The following is a 15,557-nucleotide window of genomic DNA, read 5'->3' as shown; positions in this document are numbered from 1 at the left end:
ATCCGAATCGCGGCCAAGGCCGCTGCTACAAGGGGTCGAAAACACTGTCCTTTCACACTAACCCCCATCACGGACGGTCCGCGACAACGAAAGATGAAACGCACCTTTGGCAAGCAGACCCCTGTAGGGGCGAATAATCATTCGCCCCTACAGGCCGTTGGCGCGAAACGGAACGAGGTCGTGTTTCGTACAAGCTCCTCATCACGCAGGGCGAGACAACGAAGTGCCGTCGGACGGGCGCAAAGCCCGCCCCTACCAAGGCACGTGGACCTGTTGGGTAGGGGCGGGGTTTATCCCCGCCCGCTGATCGCGCGGAGGTAATAAGGAACACGGCGAAAGAGTCGCTCAATGCAGGTTATCGGCAACTTGAAACCCCCACGAGAGGAAGGCAGCGATGCACAGGGTTCTTTTTCGAAACGATCACAACAAGGCCCGTTGGTCTTCCAAGAGACTGTACCTGCTGCTCGGCTTTCTGAGCATCGGCCTGGCTCTGGCCGCCGCGGGCTGCGGCAGTGCGGAGCAGAAGTTCCGGGAACACTTAGACCGCGGCCGCAAGTTCTTCGAGGAGGGTCGCACCCAGGAGGCGATTCTCGAGCTCAAGACGGCTCTTCAGGAAAACGCCCAAGACCCCGACGCCCACTACCTGCTTGGGGAAGCCTATTTGAAGGAAAAGGATGTGAGAAACGCCTTCAAGGCCTTCCATCAGGCGGTGACCCTGAAACCCGATCTCCTGGACGCCCAACTCAAACTGGCAACCCTCTACACCCTGGGAAACCAGCCCGACAAGGCGCGGGAAGCCCTCAGGACCGTCCTTGAGAAAGACCCGGACAACGTGGAGGGGCTCGTCCTGGACGGGGGCCTCCTGGCCAGGGAAGAAAAGTACGACGAGGCCATGGGCCGGCTCCAGCGCGCCTTGGAGTTGGACAATCAGCGGACGGACGCCTCCATCCTGCTGGCCCGCTGCTTTTTGGCCACCGGAAAACTGGAAGAGGCGGAGAAAACGCTTCTCGCCTCTTCCGAAAAGGACGCCACGCCCCGCTCTCTGTACGCCCTGGCGCAGCTTTACATGGCCCTGCGTGACTCGGAAAAGGCCGAAGAAGCGCTTCTGCAGGTGGTGGACAAGTTCCCCGAGCAGGCCCTGCACGACCTGAATCTCGCCCGGTTTTACATCCAACAAGGGCGCTTTGAAAACGCCGAACAGGAGCTGCTTCGAGGCGTGGAGAAAGCTCCGGACCAGCCGGCCTACTACGCCACGCTGGCGGCCTTTTATATCGCCCGCTCCCAACCGGACAAGGCCGAGAAGATCCTGCTGAGGGCCGTGGAGGCGGCCCCGGACAAGGTGGAACCCCTGCTGGCCCTGGGCCGTTTTCGGGCGGCCAAGGGGGAGACCGAAGAAGCCCTTGAGATTTTCGAAAAAGCCCGGAAGCAGCACCCCGACGACCTTCGACCATACCGGGAGATGATTCGGATCTACTACGATGAGGGCCGTTCGGAGGAGGCCCTGGCGGAGATCCAGACCGTCCTCGGAAAATCGAAGAAGGACGCCTATGCCAGGCTCATGAAGGCACGGATTCTGGCCAAGAACCGCCGGTATCGAGAAAGCCTGGATATCCTGGTGCCGTTGATCAAGGACGAACCCAATTTGGCTGAAGCCTATTTCGTCAAGTCCATGTGCCACGTGTCCCTGGGCGAAGAAAATCTGGCCCGGGAAGCCCTGGAGAAGACCCTGGAATTGGCTCCCTCCCATCCCAGGGCCAACATGATGATGGCGGAATTTCTCCTCCGGGACGGCGATACGACCGCGGCCCGCCAGAGGTGCGAAGAGGCCATCCGAAGGACCCCCAGAGACATCCGCGCCTATATGCTCCTGGGACGCATCGCCTTGGCGGAAAAAGACCCGGACGGCGCGGAGAAGGCTTTCCTTAAGATCAAAGAGATGGACCCGGCAAACCCCACGGGATATATGGCCTTGGGCGCCCTTTACCGCAGCGAGAATCGGCTGGACGATGCCCTGAAGGAATACGAAGCGGCCTGGAAGGCCGCCCCCGGATCGTTTCCGGTGGCGCGAAGCATCGTGCTGGTACACACCCTCAAGGGCGACTACGACAAGGCCCTGGCGTTTTGTGACGAAAACCTGGCCCAATCGGAGCAACCGGAACTCAAGGCCGCCCACCTGGCACTCAAAGCCGCGGTATCCCTGACGAAGAGGGACCTGCCGCAGGCCGAGTCGCTCTACCAGGAGGCATTGAAATACAGCCCGGATTGGCCCACGCCCTACCTCCACCTGGCCCAGATCTACACGGCCACCGGCCGGCTGGATGAGGCGATCCGAAATTTCGAAGCAGTGGCGGCCAAGCAACCCCAATTCGTGGGAGCCCTCATGAGCCTCGGTGTGCTATACCAGATCAAGGGCGAGCCCGGAAAAGCCGAAGAGTATTATGAGAGGATCCTGGAGGTGCGTCCCGACTTCGCGCCCGCCGCCAACAACCTGGCCTGGCTGCTGGTGGAACAGGGCGGCAACATCGACAGGGCCCTGACGTTGGCCCAGATGGCCAAGGAAAAGATGCCGGACGATCCCGCCGTGGCCGACACCCTTGGGTGGATCTATGTCCACAAGAAGGCCTACGCAAGTGCGATTGCGCAATTTGAGGATGCTTTGGAGAAAATCCCGGACAACCCGTCCATACGCTACCATCTGGCGGTGGCCCTGTTGGAAAGAGGCGACAAGGAGCGGGCCCGCATCGAGTTGGAGAAAATCCTTGCCAAGGATGCGACTTTCCCGGAAAGAGAAAAGGCTGTGAAGTTGCTGGAGCAGGTGAAGGGTTGATCGAAGCACGGCGGTGACGGCCCCGGGGAGGATACAGCCCCGGGCCGCCGGCCGGCCGACAAGGAGAACGCTGCCCGTGGCCGAAACGCCCACCCCCAACGGCATGGAACGGCGCCGAACGATCCGAATCAAGAGATCGGGACTTCTCCAATGGAAGTTGGAGGACATCGACCGGCCGTCCATCAAGATCGCGGAAACGGTGGATGAATACGAGCAGGCCTTCCGCCTCGTCCACGACACCTACCTCCGCACGGGATATCTCAAGGACCCCCAACCCCACGGGATGCTCTTCGGCATCCATTCCCTCCTTCCCGAAACGGTTGTCTTTGTAGCCAAGTCCTATCTCACCGTGCTGTCCACCCTCACCGAGATCTTCGACACGCCGGAGTTCGGGCTCCCCATGGATGTGATCTATCGTAGGGAGTTGGACTCCCTCAGGGAAAAGGACCGGAAGATCGTCGAGCTTTCCGCGCTCGTAACCCCGCCCAAGCTGAGGTGGAAAAACCTCTTCATGCTGCTCGCTCAGATCATGTACCAGTACTCCCGGTACCGGGGAGTGAACGACCTGTGCATCGCCGTCAACCCCAAACATGTGCGCTTTTACAAGACCATCTTTCTTTTTGAAAATTTCGGTCCCGAGCGCCATTACCCCCGAGTGGACGCACCGGCGATTGCCTTGCGCGTCAACATGGACGACATTGCGGAACGCCTCAAGAAAACCTACGATTCCCTGGAAGTGGATTGCAACCTCTACGCCTACTTCCACCGCATGACGGGCTTCCTCCCCGAAGAGGCTCAACCGGGCCTGCCGGCTTCCCGGTCGAAATCCGCGGGACCCGTGATCACCAACGGCCGCCGCACCAAGGTCGTGCGGCACTTCCTGGAGCTGGATCCTGCGCTTCTCGAAAATCTCACGCCCGAACAGCGAGCCTACCTGTACGAAAGCTACCCTCAGCTCCCCCGGGGACCGTCGGCCTGACCTTCCCGGCCTGACCACCAAATGTCTTGACATCGCGCGGTGATTCTGCCACTGGAAGGCAGGTTGCGGCCTGTATGGGGTACCGCTTCTTCCGACAAGCCTTTACTCTACCTTTCCAAAGGAGAAATGCATGCTCACCAAGCCGGTGAAAGACCGTCGCTTGACCTTGGTCCGGAAAGGCCGGCTGCTTTCGTTCGAGCCGGCCGTGGAGGAGCGCCTGGCCATCAAATGGGCGGACACCGCGGAGGAGCGGCGGGCCGCCTTTTCCGTGGTGCACCAGGAATACCTGAGACTGGGCTACATCCAGCGCCCCAATCCCACCGGGATGCACTACGGGCTCCATCACGTGCTGCCCACCTCCTCCACCCTCATTTTGAAAAAGAACGATGCCGTCGTCGCCACGCTGACCCACGTGCTGGACACGGACCTCTACGGCCTTCCCATGGACAAGCTCTATGGGAGGGAACTGGACGCATTGAGGAGCCGGGGCCGCAGGCTGGCCGAATTGAGCGCGCTGGCGACACGGCGGGATTTCTGCTGGCAGCGGCTCTTCATGGTGCTCTGCCGGGCCGCCTACCGCCACGCCCTGGAAAAGCGCGTAACGGATCTCTGCATCATGGTCAACCCGCGCCACGCTCCCTTCTACAAGACCGTTTTTCTTTTCGAGGATCTGGGGCCCGAACGGTTCTACCCGCTGGTAAACGCCCCGGCCGTGGCCCTGAGGGCGGACCTGGAAACCATCGCCGACCGGCTTCGGGCCGCCTACGGTCACCTTCCCCCGGAAGTGAACGTCTACCGCTTTCTCACCGGGTCCTGGGAGAATGCCACGGGGTGGAAGGAGGCCCATCGGACCCTCGGGGTGCCCAAACCGCTCCAGCGCGAGGAGATCTACCGGTTTCTGTGCCTGGAGCCCTGTTCGCTCAACGACCTCACCCCTGCGCAACAGCACAACGTGGCCTATCTTTGCCCCCTTCCCATTCGCGTCCATTGAAACCGGGGCAGCATTGGATCCCCGCTTTCGTTTGGATAACGGGCAGCGCGCGGGCGTGTCTCACCCCTGGTGTGCGGGCCGGAGGCCCAAGCTCCCGGTGGGAGGGGCTTTCGGGTTCGTTTTCGGACAGGTTCCTGTAGGAGACTGTCCGAAAACGCCAGTGATGACCGCTTTTCCCGTAGCTCAGCCCTTTAGGGCTGCGGAAGAAGCCCGCACGTTGGATGGGCCATGGCGGGTTTTCTGTCTGAGCTGAAAAAGCATTCTCGGACAAGCTCCTACAGGAGTTTGAAGGTCTGGAGGATCCGCTTGAGGTCGTGATCCTTCTCGGCGTATTCCTGAAGGACCCGCAGGATGTTGTAGGCAAGTCCCTTGCGTTCCATCTCTTCCATGGTCTGGCGCTTGGCCTCACCGATGATGGTGCGGCGATCCCAGTAGGCGAATCCAATCACGGCCACCACGAGGGTGGTAAAAATGGCGGCCAGCATGTAGAGGAAGTTTATGAGCTGATCGAACCGAGCGTTCACGTCCCGGCGCAGCTCGGCAAGGCGCAGATCCAGCTGTTCGAACCGCTTGTCGATCTGTTCAAAGCGCTTATCCACTTGTTCAAAGCGCTTGTCGATTTGCTCAAAACGTCTGTCGATCTGCTCAAAGCGCTTTTCGATCTGGCCAAAGCGATTGTCCGTCTCGCCAAGGCGTGCTTCCATTCCGGCCATCTGAACGCGCAATTGGGTCAGGATCTCCCGGTCCTTCTGGGTGAACCCGTCCTGAGCCCGGCAAGGAGGACTCAGGAAAAGGAAAACGAAGCACACTCCGATTCCCGCAAGGATTCTTACGGCGCCATCTCGCTTCATGGGTCACCTCCCAAAGGCTCGCCACCTGCCCACTCTACGTCCCTTTATAGGCCCTTCCAGGCTCCGCGGCAAGGTCCCCCATCCAACCACGGCAAGTCTTCGGACGGAGACCATACAGGTAACGCTTGCCGGCACTTTCCGGGCGGGATAGGATGGCCTCATCGATCCAACGGACATTCCGGGGATCTCCCGCCCGTTTATTATCCTGCCCACGGAGGATTTCCATGAAAGCCCAAACATCTCATCGCAGGCGCACCTTTTGTCTGTGTGCAGCCATGGTCCTTGCGTTTTTGTTGACCGCTGCCGCATCGACGGCCGCGGCCACGGATCTCGTGAACATCAACACCGCCGATGCCGAGCAACTCCAGAGCCTCCCCGGCATCGGCCCCGCCATCGCGCAGCGCATCGTCGAATACCGGACACAGAACGGCCCCTTCAAGCAAAAGGAAGACATCCAGAATGTCCAGGGGATCGGCCCCAAGAAATACGAGGCCATCAAGGATTTGATCACCGTTGAATAGGAAAGGGATTGTGTGTGGGGCGGAGATCCCGCCGGGATGTCACAAGGATTGCCGCCGGCTCGGAAATGAGCCTATCTCGCGCAGCGCAGGCCCTCTGATGCGAAACGGAACAGCCAATGAACGCCAAGAACGCGGTGTAAAGGACGGGTGTTATCCGTTCGTTGCGGAGCCGCCTGAGCCGTGATCCGGATCGCAGGCAAGCCGGCTCCAGCAAGCCTAAAGGCACCCGTCCAGCAGAATTCCCTTCCGCTTCAAGTGGTCCACGATGCGAAAGAGCTGGGTCAAGGTGACCGGGTCGGCATCGGGGCCGGGGTGGCGCACCACGGCGGTGCGGAAGACGCCCCGGCGCACCAGCACGTGCTTTCGCAACGACACCCCGATCCCCGGCTGGAATTCGAAGCGGATGAGGGCCGCCATGTCGTAGAAGAGTTCGGCCGCCTCGCCCATGCGCCCTTCCCGGACCCGCCGATGGAGCTCCACCAGGAGTTCGGGGTAGGCGAATCCGGTCATGATTCCCACGGCGCCCCGCTCCAGCTCTTCCAGGGCGTAAAGGCCTCCCAGAGCCCCGAAGATCTTGAGGCCCTTGCCCGCCTTCTTCCAGACCGCCTCCATCTTGGGCCCGGTGGGCGGATCCTCCAGCTTCACATATTGGATGCGTTGGCATTCCCCATGCAAGCGGGCCAGGAGGTCCACCGAGATCAGGACACCCGTTTCCGCCGGATAATCGTGGATGATGATGGGAAGATCCACCGCATCGTGGATCCGCCGGTAAAACGTGAAGAGCACGTCGTCCTTCTGCACGCGCGGAGGGCCCACGAGCAGGGCATCGGCCCCCAGATCCCGGGCGGAACGGGCCTGCGCCACGGCCAGGTCCGTGGCCGGAGCCCGGACGCCCACCACCAGTCCCTTTTCCGAGGGGAGACGGCGCCGGAAGGTCTCCACCACGGAACGCCGTTCGGCTTCGCTCAGCTTGTGCCCTTCCCCCAGGGCCCCCAGCACGGCAAGACCGTGCACGCCCCGTTCCACCATGAAGTGCGCGAGGCGCTCCACGCTTTCCAGGTCCACCGCCCCGGATTCCGTAAACGGCGTGGGAACGATGGGATAGATTCCCTCCAGCACCACCGCCATCCCCCTTCTCTTTTCACCCTTGAGGTCGCTGAAAACAGAGCCGGTTACATGCCCACGGCACGCACCTGGTAGATCCCCCGGCTCATGGCCACCACCTCACCCGTGGTGTCCAGGATGTCCGCCTCGATGACGAATTCCGCCTTCCCTTCTCGATCGGCTTCCCCCTGGAGGCGTTTGATCTCTTCGGGGCTCAGCCGCACCTCAATGGTGGCGTCGGTCTTCACCGGGCGCCGGTACCGGATGGTGATCTCCTTGGCCACCGGGTAATACCTTTGGGGATCGAAAGTAGTGTAGACCAACGCGCCGCCGGGAATTTCGGCCAGCGTAAAGATCGCCCCCGCGTACATGGTGCCCACGTGATTTTCATTTCCTTTGAAGGGCATCAGGAGCTTGACGTACCCGGGTTGGAGTTCCAGCACCTTGAGGCCCGCCCGGGCCACGAAGGGAATGGCGGTTTCCACCTGTTTTTGTACCATGTCCATCCTGTTCTGCATGCTTTCCCCCTCCTCGAAAGATGAATCGATCCATCACCCCTCCGGCAATGGTCCCGACCTGGATGACAGGTGAAGCGGGTTCAGTCAAGGAGAGATGGGACGGGCATCAGTCCTCGCGGCGTCTCGCGCGGGATCGAGCCGGCGGGTAGACGGAGACGAGCTGACGGCGCTCCAGGATCATCCAGTCGCAGCGGATCTCCTTGTCGGCACTCAGGAGGTAGGCGTCCTCCACGCGCAGGGATTCCCTGTCGAAGCCATCCAGGATCCCTTCCACCTCTTCTCCGGTGGCCAGGTGAAAGACGAGGCGGCGCCCCAGCACGTCGTGAAGAAAAGTGCGGCGCACGGTGCGATCTTCGGGCACACCCTCAGGGCCGGGCCTCCCCTTCTCCGCAGGTTTCCCCTCGTCTTCCCGTTCCTTTTGCACCACCGTGATGACGGTTTTGCCGTCTTTCTTTTCCACCACGATTCCGGACATGATCCACCCTCCGCATCGGGAAGACGCATTGGCGGCCCGTTTCGAGAAGATCCTTCCTGCTTTCTACCACAGGCCTGTTTTTCCGGCAAAGTCGCCCCTCAGCCCCAGGAGGTTGTCTGAGAATGGGTTCTTTGCCTCGTCTTGTCTCCATCCGTCATCCCCGCGAAGCTTGTCCCCGGCTTGAACGGGGAGCGGGGATCCAGGATTCCCGGGAACCTATGGACTCCCGCTTGCGCGGGAGTGACGGTTTGCGGCGTTCTCGGACAGGCTCCTAGGAGGCCCCAGTGCCTTGCCCTTCGATTGGGGCTGAAACCCGTGGGACGCCCCTGAAACATACGGGCGCATCGATAGGGTGATCGGCCGGAGGACGGGAAAACTTGAGCCGTGAAAGGCGGTCCCCCTCCTTTTCGGCATCCCCGCCGGACCCGCACCGATTCGCCGCGCACATTACGCCGCCTTCGCCTCGTCGTATCGGCCTGCGCCCGGCCGGCTGAAAAGGATGGCATGGACCACGACCGTGAACCCGATCCAGGCGAGGGGAGCGGCCGGCATCGCCGTGTAGCCCAAAGGCGCCAGCACGGCCACCGTGAGCCAGTGGGCTGCGATGAGCTTTTGGGAATGGAGCCGGATGGGGAAGTCGTCGTAGCGGCACAGCACCGCCAGCCCGCTCAGGTTCCAGCCGTAGAGCGACACCAGGGCGTGGAGCCGGAGCAGGAAGGCATCCGTTTGGGGGCTGTAGCGGCCGGCATAGTGCAAGGCGATATAGGCGATACCGGTCACGGCGGTGAAAAGGAGAAAGCAAATGCCCGAGGTGAGGAAGTTCTTCTGCTGTTCGGGAAGACCCAGGCGGGCGTAGAGGGCGAAAATCAGGAGAACACAGAGGGTCAGCACACTGGAGACCACCAGCTGTAGGCCGAAGTGGTCGAAGATGATGAAGGCGAAAAAGAGGATCACCCCCAGGTTGACCGTCCAGAAGGCCACGTTCTTGAGCACGCGGACGGTCGGGGTGAGCTGTTCGCGGATGAGCCGAAACATGACGGACATGGTGATGAGGGACAGGGGAAAGGAGAAACCCAGGAAGAAGGAGCGAAGATCCAGCCGGGGCCAGGAAACCCAATGGTAAAATTGGTTGTTCAGGATCACCACCCCGGAAAGCAAAAGCCCGATGCCGAGGCACAACAAGGATGCCTGATGGAACTTTCGAGTCACCCGGACCCGGAAGTCGAAAAATTCCAGCGGGAGCACTCCGAAGGTCCGCTGCCGCAGTCCCTCCACCAAAACGCTCAGGATCCAGGCGACGGCGACGCACAGGCCGTAATGGGAAAGGAAGGCCGCCAGGGCATAGACCAGCGACAGGAAGAGGAAAGCCGCCGTGCGCCGGGTCATGCGGCCCGCGCCTTCCGTGTGATAGACCAGGATGGTGCCGCCGGCGCACAGGTTGAAAAGAAAGATATGCAGCCGTTCAAAGGGCAGCGCGTCCGGCCCTCCGGGCCACCACCGGTCCAGGAATCCGAAGGCCAGAGCCGAGCTCATGAGCACGAAGAGCGTCCATTTGAGCGGTCGAGACATGAGCCGTTTTCCTATCGGCGTCCATTGGTGTTCATTCGCGGTTTCCGCTCGCGCTTTCAGCAACGGCCCAAAAGCGCCGCCAGGGCTCCTTCCAACGACGGATAGCGGAATCGGTAGCCGGTGGCCAGCAGCCGGCGCGGAAAGACCCGGGTGCCGGCCAGCAAGATCTCACGGCCCTTGTCCCCCATGCAGCCGGAAAGGACCGCCTCCGGCACCCGGAGCCCCACGGGCCGGCGGAGCAAACGAGCGAGCGAGCAGGAGAAGTCCTCCTGACGCACGGGTTCCGGGGCCGTGAGATTCACCGGCCCGTGCAGCGATTCGGTCCAGAGGGCATGGTAGATGGCTCCCACCACGTCGTCCACGTGAATCCAGCTCCAGAACTGGCGCCCGGATCCGAACACCACTCCCGCGCCGCAGCGGAAAACGGGCAGAAGTTCCGCCAGCGCCCCTCCCCGGGGGGTCAGAGCGATACCGATCCGGAGGAGCACCAATCGGCCGGCGGATGAGAAGGCGGACGCCTCCGCTTCCCACCGGCGGCAGATGGAACTCAGGAAATCCCGGCCCGGCGGGTCCGTTTCCACGAGCACCTGGTCCCCTCGATGGCCGTACACACCGATGGCCGACGCACTCAAGAAGACGCGGGGAGGACGCTCCAGGGACGCCATCCTTTCGGCCAGAAAACGCGTGGGGAGGGTGCGGCTTTCCAGCATCCGCGTCCTCTTTTCCTCCGTCCAGCGCCCTTTCCCGATGGGATCGCCCGCCAGGTGGATCACGGCGTCCACCGGGCCCAGGGCGTCCGTATCAAGAATTCCCGCATAGGGATCCCAAAAGACCTCGTTTCGGCCCGGGTGCGGACGGCGCCGCACCAGCCGGGCGACCTGATGGCCCGCCGTGGTGAGGAAGGGAATGAGGCGGGAACCGATCACGCCGCCGGAACCCGTCACCGCAATGCGAAGCGGCCTTCCTCCGTAACGGCCGATACAGGCCATGTCGTGACGAAGGGTTTCGTGACGATACTGGAAGGTGCGCTTCAAACGCGCCGCCACCAGGGGTTCCAAGACTTGGTGCATGCCGGCCGGTCCCGGCAGGCGGTAGCGGATCAGGTCCGTCATGCGCGTGGCTCGAGGCCCCGCGGGATCGAAGCGATGTTCGTGCCGCCAGAAGGCGAAGGGGCCGGACACCTGTTCGTCGGCAAAAAACGCAGGGGGATCGTAGTCCGTATGACGCGCCTTCCACCGGAGGCGAAGCGGCCCCAGCCGAAGGCGAAGCAGCGCCTCCGCACCCTCCCGGAGTCCCCCGGGACTTTGCAAAACCTCCAGCTGTTCCCAAGGGGGCGTGAGCCGCTCCAGGGCCCCGGGCCTTTCGTGCCACGAGAAGACGCCCTCGACCGGCGCGGGCACCACACTCGATAGGCGGAACGACCCGCCTGAAGGACCTTTTTCCCCGAACATGATCTTCTCACCCCAACAGGTTGTCCCAAAGCGGCGGAACGCCCTGGCGAGCCCAGACCCATGCCCGGGTCTTCTCACACGAACCGCCGTTCTTCAAGACGCGCCGGCGAAGGACGAGGCTTACCAGGGAGCCTGTCCAACAACAGGTTTCCTTGATCAACCGACAAGGGATCCAACTTCTTTCGTAGGCGCGGGGCGTCAGCCCCGCGGGAAGGGGCCATCATAGCCAATGACGTGACAGGCAATACCCGATGGCCCGTCCGACCCCCGGGGATTCTTTCGCAGCCCTAAAGGGCTGCGCTACGGGAAAAGTTATCCTTAGCGTTTTCGGGCACGCTCCAAGGTCGAATGTCACGTCTCACACAAGGCTCCCGGAGCGCCACAAAAAAAGGCCCGGGAGGATTCCCGAGCCTTCGATCTTTCGGTGGCGTCCCCAGCCGGATTTGAACCGGCGTTGCCGGCGTGAAAGGCCGGTGTCCTGGACCGGGCTAGACGATGGGGACACGCAACGTTCGGCGTCTATACCAGCACCCCTTCCGGGTGTCAAGCACTTTTTGACGCTTATGAATGCTCACTCCGCACGGGTTTTCGTCATGAACCGAAAAGCTTTCTCAGCAGCTCGGTGGTGCGCTTGGCCGGGTTTCGCCGGATGGCCGCCTCTTCCTTGCCCATGTAATAGAAAATCCCGTCGATGGCCTTTTCCGTGACGTATTCGGTGAGATCGGCCTTGGCGTCCGGAACGAAAGGTATGGACTGGTATTCCTTCATGACGTTGTCGTAGCTTTTGACGGCCGCCACGTCCTCCAAGCTCTCGGAAACGACGGGCGCCATCTGCTGCGCCAGGGGCTTGGACATCTTGGACCGGAAATACTGAGTGGCGGCATCGTCCGGGCCTTCATAGATCTTTCGCACATCCTCCAGGGTCATGTCCCGGATCGCCTGCACGAACAGGTCTTTGGCCTTGGGCGTGGCGACTTCCGCCGCCCGGTTGAGGCGAAGTTCCAAATCGTCCAACATCCGGGACTTGCCCACCTTGGAAAGGACCGAACGGACCGTGTCCAGTTGACCGGGAAGGGGGATGTGGACCTCCGGGTCCAAGTTGAAGCCGTCCGTTCGGCCCAGGCGGTTCACCACGTTCTCGGATCCCACACACAGCAGCTCCTTGAGGCCGGACCCGATCTCGCCGTCGGACAGGTTCGTGGAAGTGGATGAGGAAGACGACTTCGAAGCGGCGCCCCCCAAAAGACTTTTCCCCTTTTCCAGCCAGCCGGTGCCCGCATCGGCCGGCGTTGAGCCCGCCAGGAGGGCCATGAGCACAAAGAACAGCAGGCCTCTGCGAAACCTCCTCCAGGGGATGTGAAACCAATCTTTACATGACATGGTTTTCCTCCGTATAAGTTGATTGTCCTGTAGATTGGACGACTCTTTCTCCTGTGCGGTTCCGAGGGAAAGACCTTGAGCACCCCGTGCGAAAGCCGATGGACCTCTTGGGTTGGGGCGGAACGTATGCCCGTCCGCCAAGCGGGGGAAAGAAAAACCCCATGCAATCGCGCACCACTCGGGGTTGGTCATCCGAAACGGCAAGGCGAATCCTTCCCCTTTCCCGTCTTGTAACCGGGTGACAATGCCAGGGCAATATTTGGAATCTTGGAAGGGAACCGTCGTGGACCACGCATTCCACCCCAACGGGGCGTCCTGTGTTGTCCCCATCCACTACCTTTCGGCGATACTCGCATGCCTGCAGGCCATCGACCGGGCTGCCGCGTCCATTGAAAACCCGGGGGACCTGGCACGGATCGCCTGCCGATGCCTTTCTGAAAAGGGCGTCTTTTCCCGATGCGCCGTCGTGTTCCTGGATCCGGACAGTCGGCCGATGGGGCTGGCTCAGGTGGGCTTTGCCAGCCCTGCGGAACCACCCTTGAGTGCGCTGGAAAAGGAAGAGGCGTGGCCGCCCTGTTTTTCCCAAGCCCGAAAGGCCGATCCCGCCAAAAGCGTCCGCCTTCCCCGGGGGCGGTGCACTACCTGCCCGTTTTCTGAACGTGAGGTGGAACGATGCGATTTCGTTGCCGCCCTGAATCATAATGAGGGTTTCATCGGGTTTCTGGCAGCCTCCTTCCCGCCGGACATTTCGGGAGATGAAACCCTGGCCCACCTCTGCGGCGAACTGGCCCGCAACAAGGTGCTCGCCTTTCGAAACCGAATGGGGGAACGCCGGAGAAGAGAGGCTCTGAGACAGCTCAAGGAGAAGGAACACTTCCTCGCCACCCTCTTTCGAGCCCTGCCCTCCGGTGTGGGCCTGGTGTCCAACCGCCGTTTTCTCTTCGTCAACGAGCAATTCTGCCGCATGTTCGGCTACCGGGAGGAGGAACTCATCGACCGGAGCGTTCTTTGCTGCTATGCGGGCGAAGCTGAATACCACAGGGCCGGCAAGCACATCTACGAGCAGATCCAAAAGAGAGGCACGGGCCTGACTCGGGCCCGAGTCCGAAAAAAGGACGGCTCCCTGTTTCACGCCCTCCTGGCCTACGCGCCCATGGATCCCGAAAACCCCCGCCGGAATCTGGTCTTTTCCGTCACGGACATCACCCGGTACGTGGAGGCGGTGGAAAGGGCTCAGCAGATGAAACAAAGCCTCCTTCGGGCTCAAAAGATGGAGGCCCTGGGGACCCTTGCCGGAGGCATCGCCCATGACTTCAACAACATCCTGTCCGCCATCATGGGCTATACCGATCTGGCCCTTCTCGAATGCCCACCGGAGGGGGAGCTGCGGGAAAGTTTAGAGGAAATCCGCAAGGCGGGCCTGAGGGCCAAGAACCTGGTGCGCCAGATCCTCACCATCAGCCGCCGGCAGCCGGGGGAGCGCGAACCTCTCCTGATCGCCCCCATCGTCAAGGAAGTGCTCAAGTTCATGCGGGCGGCCCTCCCTGCAACCATCACCATCGAAACGAACCTTCAGGATGAGGACGCCTTGGTGGAAGCGGACCCCACGGAGATTCACCAGGTGCTCATGAACCTGTGCACCAACGCAGGGCACGCCATGCGAAAGACCGGCGGCCGACTCACCGTTTCCGTACGATGCATCACGGTCGACCGGCAAGTGCCGTTGAGAATGTCCACTCTCGAACCCGGCCCGTACGCGGAAGTGAGCGTGGCTGACACCGGCGAAGGCATGACGCCGCACGTACTGGAGCGGGCCTTTGATCCCTACTTCACCACCAAGCCGCCCGGAGAGGGAACGGGGCTGGGCCTGGCCACGGTGCAGGCCGTCGTCCGCAAGTGCGGGGGAGCCGTCGACGTGGCTTCCCAGCCCGGCCAAGGGACCACGTTCACCCTCTATTTTCCGCGCAAGGAAAGCTCGCACGAATCCACGGACATCTCCACCCAGGCCCCCTTGGCCGGAGGGCGGGAGCGGATCGCCTTGGTGGACGACGAGAAGGCGGTGGTGGATGCAGGCACCCAGATCCTCACCAAGCTGGGCTACCAAGTGCAGTCCTTCACGGACCCTGAAAGATGCCTCCAGGAGATCGCCGGCAATCCAGGCACCGTGGATCTCCTTGTGACGGACCTCATCATGCCGCACCTGACCGGGGACCGGCTGGCGCTGGAAGTGAAGCGGCATCGCCCCGATCTGCCGATGATCCTGATCACCGGGCGCACGGAAGAGGTGAGCGTCCGGGAGATGAAAAGCATGGGAATCGATATGGTCCTGAAAAAGCCCTTTTCCGCCGAGGAACTGACGCAGACCATCCGGAAGATCCTGGATGCGGCGAAGGAGGGATAGGGTGCCGTTTAGAGTACCATCCAACCCCTCAGGACCTTGTCCGAGAACGCTGGGGATACGCCGGGGATGACTTTTTTTCGTAGCGCAGCCCTTCAGGACTGCGGAAGAGATTCCGGGCGTTACTTAGCCCAAGTTTGTCATCTATATGCTGCATAGTGCGACAGTGTACCGATTTTGCTCATCTAACTATCTGAAAGGTCGTTGATGAGGCCCCGAAAATTCGGTGTAGTGGTAGAAAAAGGGCAGCCCGCATTGACTCGCCTTCCCTCCTCATGCTAATGTCCTGCTACTATGTTCATTCGACGAGTCAGAAAAAAAGATCACCAAACGGGAACCACCTACTTCTACCACCAGTTGGTCGAGTCCTACAGGACTCCCAAGGGGCCTAGGCAGAGGACTCTTCTCAATTTGGGAAAGCTGGACCTCGAGCCCAAACAATTAAAAGGATTAGCAAATCGCATTGAAGAGATCCTCACCGGGCAACGCCCCG

13 protein-coding genes and 1 tRNA gene are annotated in these 15,557 nt (G+C 61.5%); 6 read left to right on the top strand and 8 right to left on the bottom strand.

Features of this window, described 5'->3' with window-relative positions:
* The first annotated feature begins 394 nt into the window (after positions 1-394).
* The 3 genes from BUB04_RS15460 to BUB04_RS15450 all read left to right on the top strand — a co-directional run bounded on the left by BUB04_RS15460 (position 395) and on the right by BUB04_RS15450 (position 4,797).
* Entirely contained in the window at positions 395-2,827 is a 2,433-nt protein-coding gene (locus tag BUB04_RS15460; protein WP_073041118.1) for a tetratricopeptide repeat protein, read from the top strand.
* A 76-nt stretch (positions 2,828-2,903) separates the two neighbouring features.
* Entirely contained in the window at positions 2,904-3,806 is a 903-nt protein-coding gene (locus tag BUB04_RS15455; protein WP_143156519.1) for an N-acyl amino acid synthase FeeM domain-containing protein, read from the top strand.
* Between the two features lie 130 nt (positions 3,807-3,936).
* On the top strand, positions 3,937-4,797 hold the full coding sequence (locus BUB04_RS15450) for an N-acyl amino acid synthase FeeM domain-containing protein (protein ID WP_073041116.1): 861 nt from the start codon (positions 3,937-3,939) through the stop codon (positions 4,795-4,797).
* Positions 4,798-5,072: 275 nt separating this feature from the next.
* On the opposite strand, the gene BUB04_RS15445 is transcribed toward BUB04_RS15450, so the two are convergent.
* Positions 5,073-5,648, bottom strand: coding sequence for a hypothetical protein (locus BUB04_RS15445; protein WP_073041114.1), 576 nt, complete (start codon positions 5,646-5,648; stop codon positions 5,073-5,075).
* Between the two features lie 224 nt (positions 5,649-5,872).
* Here BUB04_RS15445 and BUB04_RS15440 point away from each other — a divergent pair, with 224 nt between their 5' ends.
* A complete protein-coding gene (locus BUB04_RS15440) occupies positions 5,873-6,169 on the top strand; it encodes a ComEA family DNA-binding protein (protein WP_073041112.1) in 297 nt (98 codons plus the stop codon).
* Between the two features lie 216 nt (positions 6,170-6,385).
* Here the strand turns inward: BUB04_RS15440 and BUB04_RS15435 are convergent, their stop codons facing one another.
* From BUB04_RS15435 to BUB04_RS15405, 7 genes are all read right to left on the bottom strand, one after another.
* The gene (locus BUB04_RS15435) at positions 6,386-7,297 is read right to left on the bottom strand and encodes a dihydrodipicolinate synthase family protein (protein ID WP_073041110.1); all 912 of its coding nucleotides are present in this window, start codon (positions 7,295-7,297) and stop codon (positions 6,386-6,388) included.
* A gap of 44 nt (positions 7,298-7,341) precedes the next feature.
* A complete protein-coding gene (locus BUB04_RS15430) occupies positions 7,342-7,791 on the bottom strand; it encodes a PaaI family thioesterase (protein WP_073041108.1) in 450 nt (149 codons plus the stop codon).
* Positions 7,792-7,897: 106 nt separating this feature from the next.
* Positions 7,898-8,266, bottom strand: coding sequence for a hypothetical protein (locus BUB04_RS15425; RefSeq protein WP_073041106.1), 369 nt, complete (start codon positions 8,264-8,266; stop codon positions 7,898-7,900).
* Between the two features lie 447 nt (positions 8,267-8,713).
* A complete protein-coding gene (locus BUB04_RS15420) occupies positions 8,714-9,835 on the bottom strand; it encodes a hypothetical protein (protein ID WP_073041104.1) in 1,122 nt (373 codons plus the stop codon).
* A 56-nt stretch (positions 9,836-9,891) separates the two neighbouring features.
* Positions 9,892-11,286: a TIGR01777 family oxidoreductase gene (locus tag BUB04_RS15415; RefSeq protein ID WP_084076555.1), complete on the bottom strand. Its 1,395-nt coding sequence runs from the start codon at positions 11,284-11,286 to the stop codon at positions 9,892-9,894.
* 425 nt (positions 11,287-11,711) lie between these two features.
* Positions 11,712-11,789: transfer RNA gene (locus BUB04_RS15410), tRNA-Glu, on the bottom strand.
* An 88-nt stretch (positions 11,790-11,877) separates the two neighbouring features.
* Positions 11,878-12,666, bottom strand: a complete 789-nt coding sequence (locus BUB04_RS15405; protein ID WP_073041102.1) for a DUF4197 domain-containing protein — start codon at positions 12,664-12,666, stop codon at positions 11,878-11,880.
* 283 nt (positions 12,667-12,949) lie between these two features.
* Here BUB04_RS15405 and BUB04_RS15400 point away from each other — a divergent pair, with 283 nt between their 5' ends.
* Both BUB04_RS15400 and BUB04_RS20425 read left to right on the top strand, forming a co-directional pair.
* Positions 12,950-15,067 carry a hybrid sensor histidine kinase/response regulator gene (locus tag BUB04_RS15400; RefSeq protein WP_073041099.1) on the top strand — a complete coding sequence of 706 codons (2,118 nt, stop codon included), beginning with the start codon at positions 12,950-12,952 and terminating at the stop codon, positions 15,065-15,067.
* A gap of 291 nt (positions 15,068-15,358) precedes the next feature.
* Positions 15,359-15,557 (top strand): IS1634 family transposase N-terminal domain-related protein (locus BUB04_RS20425; RefSeq protein WP_492215223.1); only part of this gene is annotated, 199 nt, incomplete at its 3' end.

It is taken from the genome of Desulfacinum infernum DSM 9756, from assembly GCF_900129305.1.
In the GTDB taxonomy this organism is placed as follows: Bacteria; Desulfobacterota; Syntrophobacteria; order Syntrophobacterales; family DSM-9756; genus Desulfacinum; species Desulfacinum infernum.
This window is presented reverse-complemented; position numbering and strand designations above follow the sequence as displayed.

Excerpts from the sequence above, each read along its gene's own strand:
- BUB04_RS15435 (WP_073041110.1), bottom strand. The coding sequence starts at position 7,297 with ATGGCGGTGGTGCTGGAGGGAATCTATCCCATCGTTCCCACGCCGTTT.
- BUB04_RS15445 (WP_073041114.1), bottom strand. The coding sequence starts at position 5,648 with ATGAAGCGAGATGGCGCCGTAAGAATCCTTGCGGGAATCGGAGTGTGC.
- BUB04_RS15460 (WP_073041118.1), top strand. The coding sequence starts at position 395 with ATGCACAGGGTTCTTTTTCGAAACGATCACAACAAGGCCCGTTGGTCT.
- BUB04_RS15430 (WP_073041108.1), bottom strand. The coding sequence starts at position 7,791 with ATGCAGAACAGGATGGACATGGTACAAAAACAGGTGGAAACCGCCATT.
- BUB04_RS15405 (WP_073041102.1), bottom strand. The coding sequence starts at position 12,666 with ATGTCATGTAAAGATTGGTTTCACATCCCCTGGAGGAGGTTTCGCAGA.
- BUB04_RS15450 (WP_073041116.1), top strand. The coding sequence starts at position 3,937 with ATGCTCACCAAGCCGGTGAAAGACCGTCGCTTGACCTTGGTCCGGAAA.
- BUB04_RS15440 (WP_073041112.1), top strand. The coding sequence starts at position 5,873 with ATGAAAGCCCAAACATCTCATCGCAGGCGCACCTTTTGTCTGTGTGCA.
- BUB04_RS15420 (WP_073041104.1), bottom strand. The coding sequence starts at position 9,835 with ATGTCTCGACCGCTCAAATGGACGCTCTTCGTGCTCATGAGCTCGGCT.
- BUB04_RS15415 (WP_084076555.1), bottom strand. The coding sequence starts at position 11,286 with ATGTTCGGGGAAAAAGGTCCTTCAGGCGGGTCGTTCCGCCTATCGAGT.
- BUB04_RS15425 (WP_073041106.1), bottom strand. The coding sequence starts at position 8,266 with ATGTCCGGAATCGTGGTGGAAAAGAAAGACGGCAAAACCGTCATCACG.